The following is a 25,365-nucleotide window of genomic DNA, read 5'->3' as shown; positions in this document are numbered from 1 at the left end:
GGATCCGTCGTCCCGACGGTCACCCGGTGCCGGAGTCGGCGCCGAGGGCGAGGGCGTAGCGGGAGGGGTCGGCGGGGCGGACGCGGTCGGCGGGGGCGACGGCGTCGCGGCGGGCGAGCCAGGTGCGCAGCCGGTCGGGGCCCGGGCGGACGCCGCCGATCTCATGGAGCAGCACCCGGGGCGGGCGGCCCTCGTCCGGGTCCGCCGGCTCGACCTCGACCACCTCGAACGCCGTGCCCGGGGCGAAGATCACCGTCGGCTGGTCGCCCGGCTCGCCGAAGGCCGAGCTGCGGCGGCCGCCGACGGACCAGATGGCGAACTCGATCCCGACGTCCTCCCCCAGGTCCACCCCGGGCGCCGCCAGGCCGGTCACCGGGGCCGGCTCGGTCAGCACCGTGCCCGGGGCGTACGCGGCGAGGTCGCAGGCCCGCGCCGGGCCGGCGACCAGCACGCCGCCGTAGTGGCTGGGCAGCCGCCGCAGCCCGGCGGCCAGGCAGCGCAGGTACGGACCGTAGGGGCCGGGCGCGCCGGACCGGGCCGCCGCGAGCAGCTCGGCCCGCGGGGCCAGCGGGCCGGGATCACCGTGCTGCAGCAGGACGGCGACCAGTTCGGCGCCCTGCTCACCGTCCTCCGCCCGGGCGCGCAGGGCGGGCAGCCGGGTGGCGACGTCCTCGGCCCGCCGCGCCAGGCGCTGGTAGGCGGGGCCGAGCTGGGCGGCCAGGGCCGCGCCGTCCGCGGCGGGGGTGGAGGGCGTGGAGGGCACCGGCGGTGCCGGGGACGGGGACGGGGACGGGGGCGGGGACGGGGGCGGCGGCGGGGGCGTGACGGCGGGCACCATGGGCTCGGGGACCGGCGCAGGCTCGGGCTCGGCCGCGGGTACCGGCTCGGGCTCGGGCTCAGGTTCAGGAACCGGGTCGGGCTCGTTGACCGGCTCCTCAGCCGCGGGCTCCTCCGGAACGGCCTCAGGGGCCAACATTGGCCCTTCGTCGACCTCCCGTGGAGTCTCCGCCACGAACGCACCGCCCGACGTCGCCACCATCGCGGCGGGCTCCGGAACCGTCACGGGTTCGGGCTCGGGCTCGGCCTCCGGAGCCGCCACCGGCTCAGCCTCGGGCTCGCGTACGGGCTCGGGTACGACCATCGGCTCGGGCTCGGACTCGGAAACCACCACCGCCTCCGGCCCCACCACAGCCTCGGCCACCGACGCAACCTCGCCCCCCGCCTCCGCCCCGACCCAGTCCAGCCCGTACAGCCGCGCGCAGAACCGCCCCACCGCCGCCGACCCCACGTCCAGCGCCCCCGCCACCGAGAGCGCGAGCCGTACCGGCCCGGGCGGCAGCGAGCCCAGCACCGCACCGAGGTGGTCCCAGACCGTCTCCGGAACCGGCCGCCCCGGCGTGCCCACGACCAGCACCGGCTGCGCCGGGTCCGGTCGGCGCAGCCGGGGCCCGCGGTCCGGGGTGGCGGCCGGGCGCAGCCACAGGCCGGCCGCCACCGCCTCCAACTCCCAGCCGGGGAAAGCCGGGTAGCGCGCCGCCCCGGGGGCGGCGGGCAGGTCGGGGCGAGTGCGCCAGCCGACGGCGGTGACGGTGCGCTCGCGCGGGCGGGCGGCCAGCTCGGTGAGGTACGGCTCCCAGCCCTCGCCGCCGTCCGCCGTCGGGTGGACGTGCCGCGCGCCGAACCCGGACGCCCCCGCCGTGCCGACCGGCACGCCGACCGCGGCCCGCACCTCCTGGCCGAGCGAGGCCGCCAGCACCGCCGCCAGTTCGATGAGTTCGACCGGAGCGGCCCACGGCGCGCTCAGCACGAGGCGCTCCCCCCGCCCGGCCTTCTCCTGCAACAGCGAAGCCGCGTCGGCAAGTTGGGCTCCACTGGGCAGCGGCCCGGCCGGCTCGCCGATAACCAGCAGCAGTCCGTCCGCCGGCGCGACGGCCCGGTCCAGCACGGCGGGCCGGACCGGCCCGACCGCCGCCTCGGTCACCCAGTACGCCCCGTCGGCCAGCGGGGTGACGGTCGCGGCGGCGGGCCAGCGGCCGCCGAGCGGCTCCGCTCCCCCGCCGGGACGGCAGCGCCACCACGTCCCGTCCACGGCGGGCAGGGTGCCGTCCGCCTCGACGCTGACCACGGTGTCCGGCGCGACGACCGTCAACCCGGCGCGCCGGGCGAGCAGTTCGGCGGGCCGCCGGCCGTCCGGGCCGACCGCCGCCAGCCCGGAGGCGGCCAGCACCAGCACCTCGGCGTCCCGCTCACGCGCCGCTCGGGCGAGTTCGTCCAGCGAGCCGAGCAGGACGGGCGCCGCGTCCGCGGCGGCGGCGAGCAGCAGCAGCGCCCGCGGCTCCGCCCGCACCGGCGCCAGCGCCTCGGCCAGTCCGTCCGCCTCCGCGCCGGGCGGGGCGATCACGTAGTGCGGGCCGAGCGCCCGCAGGGTCGTGGTGCCCATCACTCCTCCTCCGCCAGCTGCCCGGTCTGCACCAGCACGGACCGCCGCCGCGTGATGTACAGGCCGCGGCCGGCCGGGTACTGGCGGGGCTTGAGGTTGCCGAACAGGTAGCCCTCGGACGGCGGGCAGGACATCAGCAGGGTGGGCGAGTTGACCTCCTGGAGCTTGCGGATCAGCGGGTCGCCGAGCGACCGGCCGATGCCGTTGGCGCCGCGGGCGACGACCAGGTGGAGGCCGATCTCGGCGCCCTGGGAGAGGTCCTCCAGCAGGGCTGCGAAGGGGTGGGCACCGCTGCTGGAGCCGACCAGGTCGTAGTCGTCGACGAGGACGAAGAGCTCGGGGCCGGTCCACCAGTCGCGCAGCCGGAGCCGGGCGGGGGTGATATCGGCGGGCGGGATGCGGTTCTTCATCGCCCGGGACGCGCCGTCCACGATCTGGCGGAGCTTGTCGACGGCCACCGCGTAGCCGAGCCGGTACTCCTCCGGAACCGCGTCGTACAGGCCGCGCCGGTAGTCGACGAGCATGATCCTCGCCTCGGCCGGGGTGTAGGCGGTGGTGATGGCCTTGATCATCAGCCGCAGCAGGTTGGTCTTGCCGGCTTCGCTGTCGCCGACGACCAGCAGGTGCGGGTTCTCCTCGAAGTCGTGCCAGAGCGGCGAGACCTCGGTCTCCTCCAGGCCGATCGGCACCCGCAGCCGGCCCTCGGGGGCGGGCAGCCGGGCCGCGTCCAGGGTGAGCGGGAGCATCCGGACCTCGGGGGCGCGCGGCCCGGTCCAGTGCGCGGCGACCGCGTCGACCAGGTCGGCGACACCCTCGCCGAGGTCGTCGGTGCGCCCGGAGCCGTCGATCCGGGGCAGTGCGGTGAGGAAGTGCAGCTGCTCGTCGGTGAGGCCGCGGCCGGGCAGCTTGGGCACCTTGGCGGCGGCCCGCATGTTGATCACGGAGTCGACGGAGTCGCCGAGGCGCAGCTCGAAGCGGGTCTGGAGCTGGTCGCGCAGACCGCTGCTGACCTCGCCCCAGCGGGTGGTGGCGATGACCAGGTGGACGCCGTAGTTGAGGCCGCGCTGGGAGATCAGGGTGAGCAACTGGACGAGGTCGTTGAACTCCTGGCGCAGGGTGTTCCAGCCGTCGATCACCAGGAAGACGTCGCCGTGCGCCTCGTCGGGCAGTCCGCCCGCGGCCCGGCGGCGGCGGAAGGCCGCGACGGAGTCGATGCCCAGCTCGGCGAAGTACTGCTCCCGGCGGGAGATGATCCCGTTGACCTCGGCCACCGTGCGCAGCACCCGCTCGCCGTCGTGCCGGCCGGTGACCCCGCCGACGTGCGGCAGGCCGCGCAGCGCGGACAGCGTGCCGCCGCCGAAGTCCAGGCAGTAGAACTGGACTTCGCGCGGGGTGTGGGTGAGCGCCAGGCCGGTGATCAGGGTGCGCAGCAGGGTGCTCTTGCCGCTCTGCGGGGCGCCGGCGATGCCGATGTGGCCGCCGGCGCCGGAGAGGTCGGCGGTGAGCAGGTCGCGCAGCTGGTGGAAGGGGCGGTCGACCACGCCGACCGGCAGGCCGAGGGCGCCGTGGCGGGCCTCGTCCTCGGTGGTGAGGCCGCGCTCGGGGTGCGGGACGAGCGGCGGCAGCAGCTCGTCGAGGGTGGGCGGGACGTCCAGCGGCGGCAGCCAGACCCGGTGGGCGGGCGGTCCTGCGTCGCGCAGCCGGCCGGCCGCGACCTCCAGCAGCGAGCCGGCCGAGGTCGGCTCCTCCTCCGTCTCGGTCTCCGCCACCGGCCGCTGCCGGGGCATCACGTAGTCGGTGCCGTACGCGACGACCTGCCCGGCGATGGCGGCCTGCTGGGCGGCGCGCCGCTTGGGGCGGTACGGGCCGGAGACGTAGGCGGCCTTGAACCGGGTGAGGGTGGAGATGTCGCTGCGCAGGAAGCCGTTGCCGGGTTGGGAGGGCAGCTGGTAGGCGTCCGGGACGCCGAGCACGCCGCGGCTCTCCATGGCGGAGAAGGTCCGCAGGCCGATCCGGTAGGACAGGTGGGACTCCAGTGCGCTCATCCGGCCCTCGTCGAGGCGCTGCGAGGCGAGCAGCAGGTGCACCCCGAGGGAGCGGCCGAGCCGGCCGATCATCACGAAGAGCTCCATGAAGTCCCGGTGCGCGGACAGCAGTTCGGAGAACTCGTCGACCACCACGAAGAGCGTGGGCAGCGGGCGCAGCGCGGTGCCGGCGGCGCGCGCGGTCTCGTAGTCCAGCAGCGAGGCGTAGCCGGCCTCGCGCAGCACCTCCTGGCGGCGGACGAGTTCGCCGTGCAGGGCGTCGCGCATCCGGTCGACCAGGGCGGCCTCGTCGGCCAGGTTGGTGATCACGGCGGAGGTGTGCGGCAGGGTGTCCAGGCCGAGGAAGGTCGCGCCGCCCTTGAAGTCGACCAGGACGAAGTTGAGCACCTCGGAGGAGTGGGTGACGGCGAGCGCCAGCACCAGGGTGCGCAGCAGCTCGGACTTGCCAGAGCCGGTGGCGCCGATCAGCATGCCGTGCGGGCCCATGCCGCCCTGGGCGGACTCCTTGAGGTCCAGATCGACGGGCCGGCCGTCCGGGCCGAGGCCGAGCGGCACGCGCAGCCGCTGGGGGATGCCGCGCTGGGCCCAGAGCGCCTCGACGTCGTGGGCGTGCAGGTCGGGGATGCCGAGCAGGGCGGTGAGGTCGAAGTCGGTGGCGAGCGGCTCGGCGGCGTCGACGCCGTCGGCGATCCGGTAGCGGGCGAGCCGGGCGGCCAGCCGGGTCGTCGCGGGCAGCGGGAGCGCGTCGGGCCGGCCGAGCTCGGTGACGACGTCCTTGCGGTTGCGGTCGGAGCCGACCATGGCGAGCCGGCCCTCCTCGATCCGCAGCCGCAGGGTGGTGCGGGCCGCGCGCCACTCCAGGGAGTCGGAGAGGTCGATCAGGACGGCGTTGCGGTAGCCGGTCAGTGCGGCGCGGCTGCCGGTGTGCGCGCCGGGGCCGTCCAGGACCAGGACGGTGAACGGCTCGTCCCGGTCGGGTACGGCGTCCGGTTCGAAGCCGGGGCGGCCGGTGAACTCCTCGCCGAGCAGCTGCTCGACCTCGCCGAGGCTTCCGGCGACCAGCCGGACCGGGCCCGCGCCGTCGGTGTCGGTGGGGTGCAGGGCGTGCGGCAGCCACTTGGCCCACTCCCACGCGGCCCGCCGCTCGGTGTCGGTGACCACGGCGACCCGCAGCTCGTCCGGGCCGTGCACCACGGCGAGCTGGGCCAGCACCGCCCGCACCAGCGCGCGGGCGGCCTCGGGGTCGTCGGAGCGCAGCAGCAGGTGGGCGAAGCCGCGCAGGTGGATCGCCATCGGCTGGTCGGCGAGGGTGCCGTAGGCGTGGATGAAGCGGCGCAGCGCGTGGGCGCAGAGCGGCTCCAGGTCCTCCACCGGCTTGGTGGCCAGCGGTGCGAGCGGGGTGGCCAGGCGCTGGGCGCCGAGCGCGATCCGGACGTCGCTGAAGTCGGGGTGGGCGGCCCGCCGCTCCCACAGCCGGGTGGTGCCGACCAGTGCGCCCAGTTCGGTCGGCTCCGGGTGCCGCCAGGCCAGGGCCTTGCGCTGGGCGTCGATCGAGCGGCGCACCTGGCGGCGCATCTGGGAGAGGTAGCGCAGGTAGTCGCGGCGCTCGGCGCGCAGCTGCTGCTTGCGGTCGCTGGAGCCGCGGATCAGCTGGGTGACCAGCATGCCGACGGCGGACAGCGCCATCATGCCCATCGCGACGTAGCTGAGCATCCCGCTGCGGCCGTCGCCCCCGCCGGGGTGCAGGAACATGAACACCATCGACAGCGAGCCGAGTGCCATCGGGGCCATGGCGATCACGCTGGCCATGCCGCTCTGCTTCTCCGGCAGGCCGGGCGGCTCCTGGAGCTGGATCTCGCCGTCCGGCATCTCGGGCCCCGGACGCCGGGGCGTCCGGTTGATCAGCTCCACGCTCACACAGGGCTCCTCACTGGGACGGGCTGCTCACCGTCCCGGGCTGCTCGGGGAGGACGGGCGCCGCACCTGCGGCTCCCCACCGCGGCGCCCGTCCCGTTCACACCCACGGACAGCGCCGGTCCCCGGGTTCACGTCGGCGGTTGAACGCGGCGCGCCGGGCAGGCCGTTCATCCGGGCGGAGAAAGCACCACCCCACCGAACCGGAGGACCGGCGTGAGCAGCAGTGTCGTGGCAGGACTGTGCCGATTGAGGTTCCACGCGCCGGGGACGGCCTTCGAACTGGCCGTCCCCGCCGACGTGCCGCTGGCCGACCTGCTGCCCGCCGTCCTCGGGCACGCCGGCCCCGAGCTGGCCGAGGAGGGCCTGGAGCACGGCGGCTGGGTGCTCCAGCGGCTCGGCGAGGAGCCGCTGGACGAGGAGCGCACCCCCGAGGCGCTCGGCCTGCACGACGGCGACGCGCTGTACCTGCGGGCCCGTCACGAGGCACTGCCGACCGTGCACTTCGACGACCTGGTGGACGGCGTCGCCACCGGCATGGAGGAGCGCGGCGATACCTGGCGCCCCGCACTCACCCGCGTCCTCGCGGTGGCCCTGGCGCTGGCCGCGCTGGCAGCCGGCTGGGTGCTGCTGGCGCTGCCCGGCGCGGCCGCCCCGCGCCAGGCCGCCGCCGCGGCGGTCGCCGTCCTGCTGCTGCTCGGCGCGGCCAGCGCCTCCCGGGCGATGTCCGACGCGGGCGCGGGGGCCGCGCTGGGCGCCGCCGCCGTGCCGTACCTGGCGCTCGCCGCCCTGCTGCTGCCGAACGGGCCGGACGACGGCGAGCTGCTCGGTGCCCGGATCCTGTCGGCCTCCTCGGCCGGGGCCGGGGCGGCGGTGCTGGCCCTGGCGGCGGTCGGCGCGGCGGCGCCGCTGTTCCTCGGGGTGGCGCTGGTGGCGGTGCTCGGGGTGCTGTCGGGGGTGCTGGTGCTCGCCGGGCTGACGCTCGCCCAGCTGGTCGCGGTCGTCGCGGTGGCGGCCGTCCTGGTCGGCGCCTTCGTGCCCTCGCTGGCCTTCCGGCTGTCCGGACTGCGGCTGCCGATGCTGCCGCGCAACGCGGAGGAGCTCCAGGAGAACATCGACCCGGTACCGGCCGCCACCGTGCTCCCCCGCGCCCTGGTCGCCGACGACTACCTGATGGCCCTGCACACCGCGATCGGCGCCGTCAGCGCCGTCTGCCTGGTGGCCCTGCCGTTCGCCGACGGCTGGGCCGGCCCCGCCGAGGCCGGCGCGCTGAGCCTGCTGCTCCTGCTGCACGGACGGGCCGTCGGCAGCATCCGCCAGCGCCTGGCCGTCCTGCTGCCCGGCGTCCTCGGCGGCCTGGTGCTGCTCGCCCGCGCCGCCACCGGCGCCACCACCGCGGACCGGCTGCTGCTCGTGGCCGTCCTGCTGACCCTCACCGCCGCCCTCCTCGTCGCCGCCTGGACCGTCCCCGGCCGCCGCCTGCTCCCCTACTGGGGCCGCGCCGCCGACATCCTGCACACCCTCAGCGCGCTGTCCCTGCTGCCGCTCGCCCTCCAGGCCTGCGGCGTCTACCACCGCCTGCGCGGCCTGGCCGGCTGAGCCGCCCCGCACCGCCCCGACGGGCCCCGGCCGGAGTCCTTCCGGCCGGGGCCGACTTGTGCTCCCCGCTCAGTTGGTCCCGGCCAGGGCGGGCAGGAGGTAGTAGAACTTCCTGCCGTCGGCGAGGGTGATCACGGTCTCGCGGTCCTTGCCGTAGCCGTACCAGATGCTGACCGGCACCGAGCGCCATCCCATGGACAGGTCACGGCCCACCAGCTGCCGACCGTTGTCCGAGTACTTGCTCTCCTCGGGCTTGGCGTAGACGACCACGACCTCGACGTGCGGCAGGTGCGTGTTGAAGGACTCCACCACGAACTTGCAGCTGTCACAGGTCCCCTTCGAGGAGGCGACGATCAGCGTCCCGCGTGCGTGGACGCCGAGCTTGCGGTCGAATCCCCAGGACAGCAGCTTGTCGTAGACGCCCTCCATCAGGATGACCTCGGCGTCGTTCAGCTGGTGGCCCATCGTGCTCTGCCGGGACGACTGGTCGATCACGGACTGGATCAGCCTCGCCATCGACCTCTGGTTCGTCCCGAGCTTGTTCACCGCCTCCATGACCTTCTTGGCCGTCAGGGCCACCTCGCCGGTGGCCGTGCCGACCGCCTCGGGTGCCGCGTCGGATCCGGCGAGCCGCATCAGACTCCGACTCGCCCCGGCCAGGTTCGCCATGGCCGTACGAACCGCCTCCGCGTTCTCCACGGCCTCCTCGAACGGCTTCGGATCGACCTTCTGGCCGTAGCTTCCGGTCTTGCTGGCCACCGTCCCGGCGTTGGCCCGTTCGGCCGCCTCGACGGCCGCCGTCACCGTCCGCCCGACGAGGTCGAGCTTCTCGCCCCAGGACGGGAGCTCGTCCTTGCCGACCGCTCCCCATCCCAGCCCGGTGTCCACCTCCTCGCACAGGGCCGCGGCCTCCCTCAGCAGCCTCCCGGCCTCGCCGTAGCCCGTGACCACCGGGGTGAGCACCTTCGCCGTCATGTCCGTCCGCCACTTGTTCGCCGCGTCCCCGGACGCCGATTTCAGCGGGTTGGCCCCGTCATTCGACCGCACGACGGCGGACCCGTTCATGACGGGAGCGAAGATGTGCGACCGATCCTGCAGGGTGGTCTTCCCCTGCTCCGTGAACGGTGACTTCACCTTCAGCCCGGCCATGGCGAAGGTCACGCCCTGCTGCGAGGTGTCGAGGTTCGCGACCAGCTCCCTGATCCTCTCCTTGAGGCGGACCTCCCCCACGAGGGCGTCGCCGTAGCTGTCGTAGGTGGTCGCCCGGACCAGGGTGTCGGCACGGAATCCGTCGGGCCGCCCGTCACCGGGGACCCACAGCTCCCGCCGGTACGCATCGGCCCAGTGGAGGCCACCGCTCTTGTCGTGGAGCAGGGCGACGACCCGGTCGTTCCCGAGCACGACGAACCCGAAGCTCCCCGGCCCCGCGACCCGGAGCTGCCGTTCCAGCGTCCCCAGGGCCTCATCCCCCGTGCCGTACGTCCGGAGGTGGTCGGAGATCTGCGCGGGCAGGGCCGTGAACTTCGCCAGATCCGCCACCGCCGCGTTGCCGCGGAACGACTGGTAGAGCGCGAACGTCGCCGAGACGCTCTGCCCGAGGGTCGGAGCGGCCCCGCCCGGGTCGGCGGGGTTGACCAGGCGTAGCAGTTGCCCGGTCGGGGCGGCGTGTTTGGTTACGCCCTGGAGGTGGGCCGCCGGCTGGGCCTGCGCCGGGGACGGCGCGGCGTTCGGCCCGCCGACCAGCTTCACCGGGCCGGGCCGGTCCGGGTCGATCGGGTCGTCCCCGGTGGTGCGGGGGACGGGCTCCTGGCCCTCGTGGAGGAGTTCCTGGCCCAGCGGGGTGGTGCGGACCTCGTCGTTCTCGACGCGCAGGCGCAGCCAGTCGCCGGGGCCGTCCACCAGGGGGCGGCCGTCGGCCGTGAAGCCGACGTTGCGGGCCACCACGGCCCGGGGGTCGCTGCCACCGGTGAGGTAGACGGAGCCGTTGCCGGCGTAGGCCGTCAGCTCGGTGAGCCGGGCCAGGTTCCCGCTGAGCGGCTGCCCGGTGAGGGCGGCCTCGGTGCGACGGGCGTCCAGCTGCTCGTGCAGGGCCTGCACGGTCCGGCCCGCGAAGGAGCCCGCCCCGCCGACCGCGCTGTTGCAGGACAGGAAGCGCAGCGGCTCGCCCTGCCACTGGCCCCCCTCGGCGAGCCGCAGCAGCGCCCCCGCGAACTGCTCCGGAGTCAGCTCCCCGCCGCGCCAGGTCGGGGCGCCGTCCTCCGGCCGCCCGTGGAAGACCACGGTGAAGTACGGGTCGTCGTGCGGCAGGCCGGCCAGCGCCGCCCGCAGGTCCGCCGAGGCCTCGCGCTCGGCCGGGTCCGCCAGCCAGTGCACCCCGTTCCCCGCCCCGTCCAGCGGGGTGGCGAGCACGTCGGCGACGGCGTCGGGGACGGAGCCCCGGGTGATCGCCTCGCCCTCGGGGTGCAGCGCCGTGAAGAGCACCCGCCGGCTGCTGTCCGAGGCCAGCTCGCCGGTCCGGTCGAGCGGGACCTCCATCTCGATCGGCACCAGACCCTTCTCGGTGAGGGTCCGGTCCCCGTCGCGGAAGGTGAGCTGGACCTCGGCGTAGCCGGTGTACCGGGCCGTCGGCGTGGGGAACTTGGCCCCGGCGACGGTCTTGCCCGAGGCGCCCGTGGACGGCCCCTCGCGCCACCGCATGCCCCCGCCGAGGATCCCGCTGCCGGTGAGGTCGGCACCGCCCGTGCCCGCCTTCGCCCCGGCCTGGCCCTGGACGTTCCACAGCGACCAGTCCAGCCGGGTGCGGCGCCCGCCGCCGCCCGCGTCGTTGGCGGGGCTGAGCGCGGCGGCCGTGTTGTCGCGCTGGTACTCCAGCTGGACGATCGAGACGGTGGCCGTGACGTCGGCGTCGTCGACGAACAGGCGCTTGCCGGCCGACGGGGTGACGATGCTCCCGCCGTCCTGCGCCACCACGTCGCGGCGCTCTCCGTCGGCGTCGGGGAGCACCGGGACCTCCCGTCCCCGGGCGACCGAGCCGAAGAGCGCGGACAGCTGGGCGTGGCTGTGGGTGTTGCGGGCGACGGACTCCAGCCAGGACCAGGTGCTCCCCTTGAAGAAGCTCGACCCGAACACGGACAGCAGGTCCCGCATCCCGGAGGTGTCGTCGACCCAACGCAGCACCCCGATGTCGCGCGGCCCCTGGGTGAACAGGTCCGCGGGCGGCCGCCGCAGCACCTGGGCGGTGACCGGCTCGGCCGCGCGCAGCGGCGGGAACCCCTCCTTGGGGGCCCCGTAGCGCGACGGCACGACGGCCTGGTCCCGGCCGGTCTCCATCAGCACGTCGGCGTGGACGGTGGCCTCGACGAGGGTGCGCCGGTAGCGGCCCAGCCCGGTGATCCGGTCGCCGAAGCGGCTCAGGCTCCGCTGGACCGTCCCGAGCACCGAACGGGCGGGCCCGGAGGGCGGCGGAGTGCCGCCGGGACGGATCGCGTCCGCCGGGTGCAGCAGGACGAACGGCTTGTGCTCGAAGCGGACCTTCAGCACCACCGCGGCCTGGTGGGCCACCGCGGCGACCTTGCTCTTGACGGCCGTCCCGCTCGCCGAGGAGTCGCTGCCGTGCTGCAGCCGGTCCACGCCCTTCGCGCCCGTGCCGCTGAGACCGACGACCGCCACGGCCCCGCCCGGCAGCACGCTGGTGGTGCCGAGTGCGCTGAGGGTGAACGCGGTGCCGCGGCCGCCGCCGGTGTTGGTCCCGCCGTCCGCGCTGGTGAGCGAGGTCTGGTGGCCGCTCCCGATGTTGAACTCGACCACCGGCGGCCGCCCGGTGGGGGTGAGGGCGCTCACCTCCGCGGTGATCAGCGCCCTGCTCCTGCCGTGCTCCACCACGAGGGGGTGGCCGGCCATCACCGGCTTGAGGTCGATCTGCAGCCGGTCGAAGTCCAGCGCGGAGGCCAGCTTCTTCGCCATGCCCGACCAGTCCTTGCCCAGGAAGGCCGCGGCGGTGCGCCCGTCGCCGACGGGACGCTCGCCCAGGGCGTCCACCAACTGCCGCACCGTCCCGCTGCGGTCCGCGTTCAGGTGGACGGCGGTGACCACGTCGGAGGAGCCGAAGCGGTGGCTCGGCAGCATCCGCGGCACCTGCTCGGCGGCGCGGTGGGGCGCCGCCACCACGGCCGGCACCGTGACCGGGTCCGGCGCGGTGATCGCGTCCGACCACCTGGACGGCTCGAAGGTGATCCTGAACACGGCGTCCGCGTCGGTGAGTCGCGCCGGTTCGGTGCTCTTGCTCCGGCTGTTGGTGCCGCCCATCCGGTCGATCGAGACGCCCTTGACGAAGTCGCGGGAGTGCGAGACCTCCACGGCGAGGTCCGCGTGCGGAACGGCGGCCGTGAGCCGGCCGCGCACCCGCACCCGGGTGCGCGAGTCCGTGGTGATGCCGGTGGAGGTGCGCTGCTGGCTGCCCGACTCGAACTCGAACCCGTTGACCAGGTCCTCCCGCGCCCGGGGGCGCAGCAGGTCGCCCTCGACCACGATGGTGCCCTTCCAGCCCTTGACGTCGACCGGCACCCGGATCTCGCCGCCGCGGCTGAGCCCGGACAGCGCGGACTTGAGGCCGTCCGCGTCGATGGAGCGGGCCAGCAGCGCCTCGACGTTCGCGGGCACCGGCCGGCCGGTGTGCTCCCGCAGCGCGTCCAGGACGGTCCGCAGCACCGCGGTGTCGCCCCGGCCGAGGCTGAGCACCACGTCCGACTGGCCGAGGCGCAGCGGCGGTGTCCGGCCGTCGCCCTGGTGCGTGAGGTGCTGCTGCCCCTCCGGGACCGGCAGGACCTCCGGCGCCGTGAAGCTCCGCAGCCGGTTGCCGTCCAGCTCGCGCGGCAGGGTGTGCGCCTGCTCCAGGCTCAGCTCGGCGACCAGCGGGACCGGCCCGTAGTCCCTGCCGTTGACCTTCAGCAGCACCTCGAACTCGGCCCGGAACAGCTCCTGCGGGCTGCCGTACTTGCCGTTGGCGTAGCTCTTGCCCGACTCCCCGCCGCGCCAGCCGTCGCGGACCCGGGACTCCACGGAGGGCGTGACGCCGCCCTGCAGGGTGTAGTCGAAGGGCTTGCCCGAGGAGGTCAGCAGATTCTCGTCGGTGTGCAGCACTCCCTTGCCGGCGCCCTGGAGCTGGCCGTTGACGGTGTCGGAGCGCAGGTGGCGGGACGAGTCGAAGGTGCTGTTCTCGCGGATCGGGTTGAGCTCGGCGCCCGCCTGCCCGCGCAGGTGGGTCATCCGGCGCAGCCGAACGGTGGTGGCCAGGTGCAGGTCCTTCAGCGGGCCCGCGGTGACCTCGGGACCGCGCAGCGCGGAGCCGCGCGACATGCCGACGAGGTGGGCGCTGACGGCGGCGTGCGAGTGGGACTGCAGGACGTCCTCGCGCACCTGCCGCCAGGTCTTGGCGCCGAGCAGCACCGCACCGACGCGGTCGAGTTCGGCGTGCAGCGGGGCGACGTCGCGCAGGTCCCGCACGACGGTGGTGTCGGGCAGGCCCGACCAGACCTCGTCCGTCGGGGCCCGCAGCGGTCCCTGCGGCAGCTGGACGGGGCCGGTGGGCGGGGCGAGCGGGCCCTCGGCGACGAACTCGGGCGGCCGGGTGCCGGCCACGGTCTGGTCGGCCGCCGTGACCAGGACGGCCTCGTCCTGGTCGATCACGGTGCGGAAGCCCAGCTGGACGTGGGCTTCCCGGTCCGCCGTCGCGGAGGACCCGCCGCGCCAGCCGAAGGTGACGGTCAGGTCGGCCGTCCCCTCGAACAGGACCGCGGGCCGCTTCGTCTTGGTGCCGTTCCCCAGGTCGGAGCCGGAGCCCTGCAGCCCGACGCCGTCCCGTCCGGTCTTGACGCCCAGCCCGGCACCGCCGCCGCCGTCCTTGGCCGTCCCGTTGCCGGCCATGGACGGCAGCACCTGCCGCTCGCTGCTCGTGGTCGTCTGCTCGACGTGCGAACGGGTGGTGGCGGTGGCGATGTTGAACTCGGTGGACGGCAGGGTGTGGACCTGCCGCATCCTGGCGACCGCCCCGCCACCGATGGTGATCACCGCGGCCGCCCCGGTCAGGCTCTCGTCCACGATGGTCAGCTTCTGGCCGGACATCGTCCCCTTGAGCTCCTGGTGCAGCGTTCCGAGGTCGAGTTCGGACAGCAGCCTGTTCCGCAACTCCGGCCAGCGGCCGCCGAAGTAGCGCTCGGCCGCACCCTCGAAGGCGGCCACGAACTTCTCCATGGCCCGGGCGTTCGTCCGCGCGTTCAGGTCCTGCAGCGGCACCTGGCCCTGTTCGTCCACCTGGGGGGTGCGCCGGGGCGGGTCGAGGGGCCAGACGTCGGTGACGATGTGCGAGCCGGCCAGCCGCCGGTGCCTGGACACCTCCACCGGCACCGCGAAGTGGGCCTCGACCGCCTGCTCGGCGTCGGCCGTCTCGCGCTTCGGCACGGCGACGTGGCCGGTCAGCGGGAAGTCGATCGGCTCCGGTGCCCGCCAGGTCCCCGGCGCGCCCTCCAGACGGGCGTCCAGGAACTCCACCCTCAGCGTGAAGGGAGTCTCGAAGAGCTCCGCCGCCTCGGTGGTCTTGCCCCGGGCCAGCGTCCGGCTGGCGTCGGTGGTGGTGGTGCCGTCCATCCAGCCGCGCTGGTAGCCGAAGGTCGCGGTGACGTCCCCCGAGCTGCCGAACTTCGCCTTGAACTGCGCGCCCAGGTTCGCCTGCTTGAGCCGGTCCGCGACGGTGCCGACCGTGCTCTGCTGCTCCGAACCGTACTCGAACTCGAAGCTGTTCAACGCCTTGAGGTGCCGGCCCCGGCCGACCTCGGCGGTGATCCTGACCTCCCCGGACCACCGGCCCGCCTGGAACGACACCTCCCGCACGTCCCCCCGGGACAGCGCGGACACCGCCGAGCGCAGCGTCTCGCCGCCGAGCAGGCTCCGGGCCAGCGTGCGCGCGGCCTCCCGGTCGCCGTGCAGCGCCTCGGTGAACCGGCCCACGAGGGCGTCGAAGTCCGCCGGCCGGGGGCTCTCCAGGTGCACCAGCACGTCGTACGCGGCCAGCCCGCGGTCACCGAAGCGGGCGGGCGGGGCGGGCACGGGCGGCGGCGCCGGTTGCGTGACGACGGTCGCGGGGGCGACCACGAGGGGCGGCTGCTCGGCCACCGGCGGGTGCACGGGGGCGGTCGGGTTGAGGATCTGCTGGATCTCGTCCACCAGGTGGACGGGGACGGTGTCGTGCTCGGTGACGACGGGCTCGGTCACCACGTGCTCGGTGACGACGTTCTCCGTCACCACGTGCTCGGTGACGACGTTCTCCGTCACGGACTCCATGAACTCCCGGAAGCCTCCGAACAGTTCCTCCTCCGCTTCCGTCCGGCCGATCTGGTTGGCCGGCTCCGGACGGTCCGCCCGCGGGTCGGCCCCGAAGAGGTGCTCCAGCAGCGGCACCAGCTCGGGCGCGTGCTCGCGCACCCACGCGGCGCCGTTGTTGCGGGCCTGCCCGGTGGCCGGGTCGTTGCCGTGGTTGTGCCCGAAGTACGCGGTGACCAGCTGGGCGAAGAACTCGTGCTCGTCGCGCGCCGAGTAGTTGCCGGCCACGTCGCCGTCCGGCCAGGCCGTGAGGGGCTGCTCACCGAACAGCTCCGCGAGGGCGTCCGAGACGCTCCGCTCCCGGTACGCCTTCCCGATCAGCTCCTTCTGCCCGTCCGTCAGCCCGTACTCGTGGATCGCGTGGGCGAGTTCGTGGGCGGAGACGGAGTACCCCTCGGCGTGCTCCAGGTGCGGCCCGATCGTCGTCCGCGCGCCCAGCAGGTTCTCCTCGGTGATCAGCACCAGCCCGTCACCGCTCGATCCCCGGACCAGCGACCAGTCACGGCCGTCGGCGGTGCCGTGCTCGGACGCCGTGAAGCCGGGCATCTCCGTGATCGGAACGTCGCGCGGCACCACACCGATCCGCACGCCCGACGCCACCAGCCGCTCCGCGACCTCCTTGTCCGCCAGCATCCGCGCGACCAGTTCCTCGGCCGTCCGGCGTGCGGCGACCGGCTGCTGGGTCCGGGGATCGACGTCGACGAGCAGCCTCGCCGCCGCCTGCGCGTAGTCCTCCGGTGCGAGCTCGCGCAGGCTCTCCAGGAAGGCGCCGTCCTCCGCCAAGAGACGCCGTTCCTCCGACGACAGGTGCTCCAGCGCCTGCACCCGCTCGTGCAGCGGCCCGGGCACCGGCATCTCCCCGCCGCCCAGCCCCACCGGCGGGTGCGCCGCGACGACCAGCCCGTCCTGCCCGGTCGGGGGAGCCGACTTGACCCTCCGCGCGTCCGGGCGCTCGTCGTCCGAACCGCTCTCGTGGCCGCGCTTCCGGTCGAGGTCCATGGCCGAGTGGTCGCCGGTGCCCTCCGGCTCCGCGGTGATCCGCTCCATGACCGAGTAGTGGTTCTCGCCCAGGAAGAGCTCGACCACGGGCATCGTCTCCGGACCCCCCGCGGGCACATGGCCGTCGAGCGGATCCAGGTTGTGCCACTGGTACCCGTCGAAGATCCTCAGGCGTACGCCCAGGGCCGAGGCGACGACCCGGGGGACCAGGTCGCCGGCCGCCCCCGCCCACGCCCCGGGGGTCCGGACCGTCCACCTGAGGTCTCCGAGGGTTGATCCGAAGGGCCCCGCGAACGACCGGACGAGTTCCTGGTTGGCGTCGACCCACCCGGTGACCCGCTGACGGAGCTGCCTCGGGTCGTCCGGCAGGTTCAGCGCCCGGCCGACCGCGTGGTACAGGCAGTCGCCGTCACGCTCCACGTCGACGATCCGGTAGCCCTCCTCGGCCACGGCCCAGGTGTTGGCCTGGTCCCGGGCGAGTCGCCAGAGGTCCGGCAGGCGGGGCAGTGCGTGCTCGACGAGGTGGTCGTACTGCTCCTGGTGGCTCCCTGCCCCCTCAGCGTGGAAGAGACCGTCCAGTTCGCCCAGCAGACCCTCCGCCTCGGAACGGTACGGCTGGAGTTCTGCCGCGTGCCGCTCCGCTTCCGCTCCGTGGAACGAGGTGACCCACGCGCGCAGCTTCGCGTACCGCCCGGTCAGGTGGGCGACACGGTAGTAGGCGTGCCACTCCCGCGCCTCCGCCGTGTCATGGCTCCAGAGGCCCAGCGACCCCCGGATGGACTCGAGCGCGGTGAAGTCGAAGCCCCGCTCCTCCGCGTAGACGTCGGCGGGCTTGCGCGACCAGGCGTTCCGGCCCGGCGACGCGTAGCGGTCGACCTTCATGCCCTCGAATTGCGGGCGCTTCTGGTCGAACGGGATGCTGTACCGGCCGGACGCCGTCGGGGGATCGGGGATCAGCGCACGCTCGTAGCCCGGTGCCAACCCGCCCAACCTGTTGCTGCTCCCGGGCGTCCGCGGGTACAGCGCGTGCCAGTTCTCCATGCGAACGGACCCGCTGGCGCCCTCCTCCTCCAGGTAGGTGACGCGATGGCCGATCAGGGCCGCGGCCTCCAGGTTCCCGGAGCGGGCCCCGAGGTGTTCGAGGTCGTAGTTGCGGTTCAGGTAGTCGTACAGCCTCAGCTGTGCCGCCCGGTTCGCCCCCATCCAGCCGGTGTGCTCACCCCTCTCGTTCCAGAAGCCGGTGACCTGGTGGAGGGCCGTGTTCGGGAGTTCCGTCCGCATCTGATCGACGAGTTCGTCCCACTTCCCACTGCGGGTGGGATGGGGGTCCCCCGTGATGATCACCGTCGCGAAGTCGTGGCCGAGGGAGCGCAGGAGCTGCCGCGTGCCCTGGAAGCTGGTGTCGTGCTCCATCCGGCCCTGCACGTCCGCCCACTGGCTCTTCTTGCCGGTGAAACGGGACCAGAGCACCAGCACGCGTCCGCCCGTGCCGGGCTCGGGAAGCCGGATCTGCCGGTGGTCCAGCCACCTGACGATCTCCCCGTCGTGGGCGGTGTCCATCCCCCACGCCGTACGGAGGTCGTCCCGGGCCTCCACCGAGAACGACTCGGCGACGCGGTGGGTGCCGTGGGTGATGTTCCTGACCACCTCGTCGACGTGGTGGGGCTGGAAGTTCCACTCCTCCGTCACGAGCTGGTAGGCGTGGGCCTCCAGGACCGGGTAGAGGTCCCGCGTGATCATGTTCGGCACGCGCACGATGTGGATCTGTTCCGGGAGGACGCCGCTGTCGCGGTAGAGCGCTTCGATCTCCCGGGACTTGTCCTTGCTGTCGTGCCCCGGCTCCCCCGGCTCCGGTCCGCGCGCGATCATCACGTGCAGGTTCCGGTCCTGACGCAGCGCCACCACCAGGGCGAACTGGTCGCCGGAGGCGTACCCGGGCTGCTTGATGAGCCTGCGCTGGTCCAGCTGGAGGCGGCTGTCGAGCACCTGCGGGGAGACGGCGGCCGCGTCGGTCGCCCTCGGAAGCGACACCGGGTCCACCCAGACGTGGCTGCGCTCCTGCGGCGCCGCCGCGTCGCGGGCCTGCTGCCAGGTCAGGTCCTTCGGGCCGGAGGTCGGGGGCCGCTCCACCTCGCCGACGATCCTGGAGATCAGCGACAGGTGGCGCTCGCGCAGGCCGCCCTGGCTCAGGCCGTCGGGGGCCGGGGCGTGGTGGTTGCCGAGGAGGCTTCCCTTGACGTCGGGGCGGTGGGTGAGGCCGGGCGCGCGGTACTCGTCGCGCAGTCCGAGCTGGTGGCCGACCTCGTGGGCGTAGTCGATCGGGGCGGCGTCCGGCCACCACGACTTCTGGTCCATCGGCCGCCCGCGCCCGATCAGGTCCACGGTCAGGTGCGCCTTCTGCCCCTGCTCGGCCGGCAGCACCGTGACGTGCATCCGGTCGCCGTTGGACAGCGTGTAGCCGGGCTTGTTGAGGTACTCCTCCACACCCTGGACGAGCTTGTTCCACACCCCGGCCGAATCGTGCCCGCCGTCGCGGAAGGCGATCCGCACCGTCAGGTCGGTGACCGGGCCGCCGTCGTGCTCGAACCGCCGCACGTCGAAGGACGACTCCACGACGAAGCGCGGCGCCCTGCGGCCCTCCCCCGGCCGGGGCACCGGGGGCTCCGGGTCCGGGGTGCTGTGGCCGACCGTGCGGACCGGGGTGGGCGGCTGCGGGGGCGGCACGGAGGCCGCCGGCTCCCTGTTCTCCAGGAACCACGGGCCGGGTCCGAAGTCGGCCCGGCTCAGGCCGACCGCGTCGACGGCGACGAGCACGACGTCGTCCGCGCCGAACGCCCCGGCAGGCTCGCTGGCCACGCCGAAGCTCCACACCAGGGGACTGCCCTGGTCATCGACGCGACCGGTGGCGAGCGCCACGTGATCGAGGTCCTCGCTGATGGCGGAGACCACGATGTCGCCTGCGCGCGGAACCGGGCTCGTGCGGTCGTCGCCGTTCTCGGTGACGGGCTCCTGGTACCGGACGCGGCCGCGCGGGAACAGCGCGTCGCGCAGACGGCTGTGCCAGTCCGGCGCGTCGTGGTCGGCGTAGGCGGCCCGGATCCACTCCTCGGACAGCAGTCCGGCGTGGTGGGCCGTCAGCAGGATCGACTCCCAGCAGTTGAGCGTGGTGTCCTCGGTGAGCAGCGGCACCTTCCCGCCGTTGGTCGCCCACTTCTGGAAGTCGCTGCCCGTACCGTCGACCTGCCAGGTCATCCGCTGGCCCGGTCGGCCCATCGCGGCCACCAGCCGGTGGCCGCTCTCCGGGGCCGGCAGATCGAGGCGCCCGGCCAGGTGGTCGGCGACCAGCCTCGACGTCTCCCCGTGCAGTCGGGTGAGGGCCTCCGCGTCGGTCGGGGTCTCCGTCAGCCGCTCGTACGTGGCCCGGTCGAGTCGGCCCCGGCCGTGCAGGCTCGTGGCGAGGGCGGTGATGTCCTCCGGCCGGTTGGCCGCCCCGGGACCGACCTCGTCTCCGATCCGCAGGCCCAGCCGGTCCGCGTGGAAGGGGCGGAGCGGGCCACCGAGAAGGTCGGCCGCCGCGTCCACGACGGGACCCACCAGCGCCAGGTCGTCCCTCAGCAACCTCGTGCCGTGACCGACCGGTTGGACGGACTGCCCGGGCGCGTTCCGGCGCCGCGATGCCGAAACCTCCGCCTTCTGGTACCGCTGGTCCACCAGGCCCTTCGCCTCCGCGCCGAGGGCGCCGAGGTCGAACAGCCGGTCCGCCAGGGCCTTGACGTCGGCCAGCATGTTGTGGCCGGCCTCGTCGAAGCCGACCTGCCGGCCCGAGGACATGTACAGGCCCGGGCGACCGTCGACCCCGCCCATCAGCCGGTTGGCCCGGGCGAGGACCTCGGTCCGCGCCTCGGGGCCGAGGGGTGTCGGCGGGAGGGCCACCGGCGGGGCCGGCGGGGCCTGGGCGGGCACCAGGAGGTCGGTCGGCTCGGGCGTGGTGTTCCGGGAGGTCAGCGCGTCGGCGATCAGGTCGGCGGCCCCGTGGTCGTCCCGCTCGACCGGCCGGTCCCCGGCCCGGTCCCCCGAGCTGCTCCCCTGCTCCTCCCCCGGGCGGTTCACCACGGTGAGGGCGCCGGCCTCCACCGGCTGGTCGTCGCTCCTCCCGGTCTCCGACTCCGTCGTCCGGCGGCCGAAGGCGTCCTCGTGGGCGCGCTGGTGGGCGTTCCACCCGGCCGCGTCGAAGTGGTCGAGGGTCCAGAGTTCGCGGTAGCGGGCGACGAAGTCGTCACCGTACTCGCGCTTGAGGTGGTCGGTCAGGGCCTCGTTGAGGGTGTGGCGCGCCGCGAGCCCGTCGAAGCCCCTAGCGGCCTCACGCAGGGCGGGGGCGGCCTCCCGCTCGAAGGCCGCGTGCTCCCGCAGTTCCCTGACGAGTTCGTCGCGGGTGTTCTGCCAGTGCTCCTGGCGGCCGGCGAGGTCCTCGTGCGAGCGGAAGGACTCGTCGAAGGCGCGCGCGATCCGGTCGCCGTGGCCCTCGGTCAGGCGGTCGGCGGCGTGCGGGGTCAGGCCGTGCTCGCGGGCGGCCGCCTGGGCCTCGGCCGTGGCCTGCCGGCGGACGGCGAGGCGGGCGGCCTGGTGGGTGAGCCGGTCGTGCAGGGCGGCGGGGTCGACGAGCCGGTCGAGGGCGGCGCGGAGCGCGGCGGGCTCGCCGACGCGCTCGGTGGCGGCCCGGTCCATCTCCCCGGCGAGTTCGCGGAGCACCGTGTCCTTGGCCCGCAGCACGTCGGACTCGTCGGCGCCGAACTTCTCGGCGAACTCCTTGCGCGCGAGGTCCTCGGCCCAGCTGTCGGCCGCCCTCTCCGCCTCCGCGACGGCCCGGTTGATCGCGGCCTCGCGGACCGCCTGCACGGCGAACTCGTGCGGCAGGGCGGACGGATTCTCGGCCTGCGATCGGGCGTACAGCTCCCTGACCTCGTCGTGGCCCCGGCGCCTGCCGGTCGCCTCGTCACGCGGGCCCGCCGCCTGCTCGAAGTCGGCGACGACGCGTTCGTGCAGCCGCTCCCGGATCGCCTGCACGCTGCTCGGCGACAGGTCGACGCGTTCCGTCACGCCGACGGCGGCGAGCATCTCCCGGTCGGTCGGCGAGAGTCGCTCGTACCAGTCGCCGGCGGCCCGCCCGACCCGAGCCTCGACCTCGGCCAGCGCCTTCGCCCGGTCGGTCTCCAGGAGGAGTTCGGCGCGCGCGTGCTCGGTGAGCCGTCGCAGGGCCTGGCCGGCCAGGGTGTTGGCCTCGGTGGTGAGGCTGTCCGCGTCCGCGTAGATCCGGGCGGCCTCCGCGTCCGCGCGCGCCCGGAAGTCCTGCCGGACGAGCTCCACGACGGACGCGGGGGCGTGGTCGGGGGTGTGGGCGACGCCGGTCCCGCCGTCGGTGATCCGCGGGGCGTTCCGGGCGGCCAGCGCCCGGTCGAAGTGCTGCACCGCCACCCGGACGGCGGCCTCGCGGACGGCGGCGACCCGCACCAGGCCGTCGAGGTCGCCGAGGATCCGCTGCCGGTCCTCCGGCCGGGCGGCCAGGGACTCGTACATCATCGTGCGGGCCCGCTCGTGGACCGCTCCGCGCAGGTCGGCCGGCGCGTCCTCCGGGAACCGGCCCGGGGCGTCCAGGGCCTCCTCCAGCAGCCGCTCGGCCTCGTCCTCGCGCCGGTGGCCGCTGCCGTCCGGGTCCGTCCGCAGCTCCTCGGCCGCCTCGGAGAGCTTGGCCTCGTACTGGTCCTGGAGGTCCCGTTGGGTCCGGCGCCACTGTTCGGCCCGCACCCCGTCCGCCTCGGCCCGGATGTGCTCGGGGGCGTCCGTGTAGTGGTACGCGGCCGGTTCCGGGTCCGTACCGAAGCGCACGGCGGTGTCCATCGGGCTCACGTCGCCCGCGGGCTGGTGCTCGTACTCCGCGGGCCGCTGCGATGCGGTCCTGGTCACGGTCGGCTCGCCGCCGTCGGGCCCCTTGGAGTACGTGTGCCACTCACCGCCGCCGACGACGGTCGGGCGGCCGTCCGTGTTGAAGCCGACCTTGTCCGCGACGATCACGTGGCCGGTACCGGGTCCCGTCACAGCGGTCTTGCCCTGGAAGCCGGGCGCCACCCAGACCGGGCCGTCGGCCGCGACCGCCTTCAGGTCGGCGAGCTTCGGGTTCGACCAGACCTGCTCCATCACCTGCCTGACGTAGCCGGGGTTGGGGCCGCTGTCGAGGTTGCAGGCGACGAACTCGATCGTGCGGCGGCCGCCCGACAGGTGTCCGAGATCGGCCAGTCCCCGGATGACGGAGGCGAGTTCCCCGGCCGGCATCGGCTCGCCGCTGCCGTCGGTGTGGATCACGACGGTGTAGCGGGCGGGGTCGACCGGCAGCTTCTCCAGCGTCTCCAGCAGGTGGGGGCTCGGCTCGGCGTCGCCCGCGACCCATCCGGGCTGCCGCTCCGGTCCGGTGCGGGGCAGGAAGTGGCCGACGGTCGGCGGGATGTGGGAGTCGTCGCCGACGTCGAGGTACTGCAGGCGTTCGGTGCCGCCCGTCCCGGCCGGTTCCTGGTGCCCGGTCGGCTTCGGCTCCGGCCGGAGGTCCGGCTGCGGCTGCGGCTCGGTCGGCCGGGGGTCCGGCCTCCGCGGCTCGTGGACGGTCCGGTCTCCTCCGTCGACGTGCTGCTGCTGCGGCTGCTCCTCGTGCCTGCCGGTGGTCGGCACGTGCGCCGGCGGCGGGACGTCCGTCGAGGACGTGTCGGTCGGCACGTGGGCGGGCCGCGGGACGTCGGTCGAGGACGCCGTGGCGTGCGCCGGGGCCGGCACCGTCGCGGTGTGCTCCTCCTGCGGCGTGCGCCCCGGCTCCTCCTTCGGGCCGCCGACCGTGGTGCTCCGCTTCGGCGGCTCCGGCGTGGAGGTGTCGGTGGTCCTGGACGAGCCGGCGGGCGCCTTCGCCGCGTCGTCCCCGCCGGTCGTCCTCGTCGGGGTGGTCGCCGGGGACTTCGCCGCGCTCTCCCGGGACGGCTGCGAGGAGCCGTCGGAGTCGGTCTTCAGGTTCTCCGGCCGCGAGCCGTCCAGCGGACCGTTCACATGCGGCTCGTCGCCGACGAAGATCCCCTTCGGCGGCCCGCCCGCGCTCGCCGGCGCCCCCGGGTGGGAGGTCCACAGCGAGGTCGGGTGGCCCATCAGGGTGGACACCACGGCGAGCGGGAAGCGCGCGTAGTTGGGCAGGTGCAGGTCGGCGAGCTTCAGCCGCAGCGGGCCGCCGGCGATGTGCCCGAGGTGGCCGAGCGCCCCCATGGCGACGCCGCCGTAGAAGCTCTCGACGCTGACGGTGAACTCGTGGTTCTCCCCGAAGGTCAGGTTGTAGGCGCCCTCGGAGACGACGTTCTGGACGCCGCCCTTGAGGTAGTTGCCGACGCCCTCGCCGAGCTTGTACAGGAACTGCCCGGCGGTCTGCGGGTGCAGGCCGTCCATCAGGCCCACCGCCCGCCCGGCGAGGTCCCGGGCGGCCTGGACGGTCTCCGTGAGGTGCTGCTGCTCCGCCCGGAGGAAGCCCAGGTCCCTCATCCCGCTGTCCAGCGAGCTGCCGCTGAGGTGCTTCAACTCGTTCTGCAGCTGGCCGATCTGCTGGGTGACGCCCCGCAGCTCGGTCCTGAGCGTGCCGGACTCCAGCTTCCCGCTGGCCTCGACCAGCGTCGTCGTCAGCTTGGTGAAGGCGCCGAGGTCGATGGCGTGCCGGGCACCCTCGCTGGCGAGCCGCGATCCGACCAACCTCCCTGCGGCGTTGGCGAGTTCGGCGTCGACGCCCTGCTTGACGAGGTGCTGCTCGAAGGCGTCCCCCATCTGCTGGGTGAGCTTCTCGACCTTGCTGAGCTTCTGCGCGACGTTCTCGACGGCGTCCTTGCCGGCGCCCTTGAAGGCGCTCTCCCCGCCTTCCCGGACGACGTCCTTCCGGACACCGTCCGCGAGTTCCTTGAGGGCGTTGTTCTGCACCTTCTTCTCGCCGGCCTTCGCGGCGCTCTTCCCGAGGTCCTTCGCGACGTTCTGCTTGACCTGGGCGATGGCCTCCTTGATGGTGAGGTTCGTCTCGTTCTTCCGCAGGAGGGCGACGACCTCCCTCAGCTCGGATCCGCTCAGCGACTTGAGCTCGTTCTCGGACAGCTTCTTGAACTCGGAGCCGGCCAGCGCCTTGAGGTCGGCCTGGAGGTCCTTGCTGAGGCCGCGCCCGAAGATCCGTCCGAACATCTTGCCGAGACCGAAGGTGAGCAGCTCCAGCGGGCCGGTGAGCAGCCCGTTGATCGCTCCCATCTCGACGGCCTGGATGAAGGACTCCTTCTCCCACTCGTCCTTGTGGCCCTTGCCGATCTGGATGCCCTGGATGATCCCGTCCATCACCATGGCGGTGGTGATGGAGAGGAACTCGTGCAGGAGGAGCTGCTTGAACAGCCAGATGAAGACCTGCTTGATCACCGCCCCCGCGGTCTCGTAGGCGACGAAGATCTCCGCGAGCGAGCCGCCGAAGGTGATCGGCGACATGGCGATCGCCCAGGCGATCTGGGCCACCAGCTGGATGAGCTGGGCGATGATCATCCACTTGGCGTACTCGACCTGGTTGGCGACCTTGTGGGCGAAGTCCCCCAACTGCTTGGCCATCAGGCCCGCCGCGGTCACGTAGTCGGTACCGCCGGTGCCACCGATGAGCGGCAGCACCCGCTGGTAGAAGCGGTCGGCCGCCTCGCCCGCGAAGTCGTCGTTGTCGTGGACGGTGGCCAGCAACCGCCGCAGCCACTCCCGGAGTTCGGGGATCTCCGCGTGGATGGCCAGGTAGTCGTCCCCGGCCGCGCGCAGCCGGTCCTCGTCCGCCTCCGGCCACTTCATACCGGTCACGATGCTGAAGAACTTCGCCAAGCCCGGCGGCAGCATGATCGACACGGGGGCGCACTCCTGGCGTTCGGGAAGCTCGGGCGGCGCAACGGCCGCGGGCGGGAGCCGGTGGGG

Annotated in this window: 4 protein-coding genes; 1 reads left to right on the top strand and 3 read right to left on the bottom strand. The window is 74.2% G+C overall.

All coding sequences use genetic code 11. The features are described 5' to 3' along the window. Positions 1–19 precede the first annotated feature (19 nt). Complete coding sequence (locus tag ACZ5GH_RS32475; RefSeq protein WP_464336061.1) at positions 20–2,440, bottom strand: hypothetical protein; 2,421 nt, start codon at positions 2,438–2,440, stop codon at positions 20–22. Then, the gene (gene eccCa, locus ACZ5GH_RS32470) at positions 2,440–6,402 is read right to left on the bottom strand and encodes a type VII secretion protein EccCa (RefSeq protein ID WP_464336060.1); all 3,963 of its coding nucleotides are present in this window, start codon (positions 6,400–6,402) and stop codon (positions 2,440–2,442) included. Before eccCa ends, ACZ5GH_RS32475 begins: the two co-directional genes overlap by 1 nt. A gap of 246 nt (positions 6,403–6,648) precedes the next feature. Between eccCa and eccD the strand changes: the two genes are divergently transcribed. Continuing rightward, the gene (eccD, locus tag ACZ5GH_RS32465; RefSeq protein WP_387753767.1) at positions 6,649–7,998 is read left to right on the top strand and encodes a type VII secretion integral membrane protein EccD; all 1,350 of its coding nucleotides are present in this window, start codon (positions 6,649–6,651) and stop codon (positions 7,996–7,998) included. 69 nt (positions 7,999–8,067) lie between these two features. Here the strand turns inward: eccD and ACZ5GH_RS32460 are convergent, their stop codons facing one another. After that, positions 8,068–25,290 carry a WXG100-like domain-containing protein gene (locus ACZ5GH_RS32460; protein ID WP_464336910.1) on the bottom strand — a complete coding sequence of 5,741 codons (17,223 nt, stop codon included), beginning with the start codon at positions 25,288–25,290 and terminating at the stop codon, positions 8,068–8,070. Positions 25,291–25,365 lie beyond the last annotated feature (75 nt).

The organism is Kitasatospora sp. Xyl93 (genome assembly GCF_055383135.1).
Note: the sequence above shows the minus strand (reverse complement) of the source record. Positions and strands in the feature narration are given on the sequence as shown.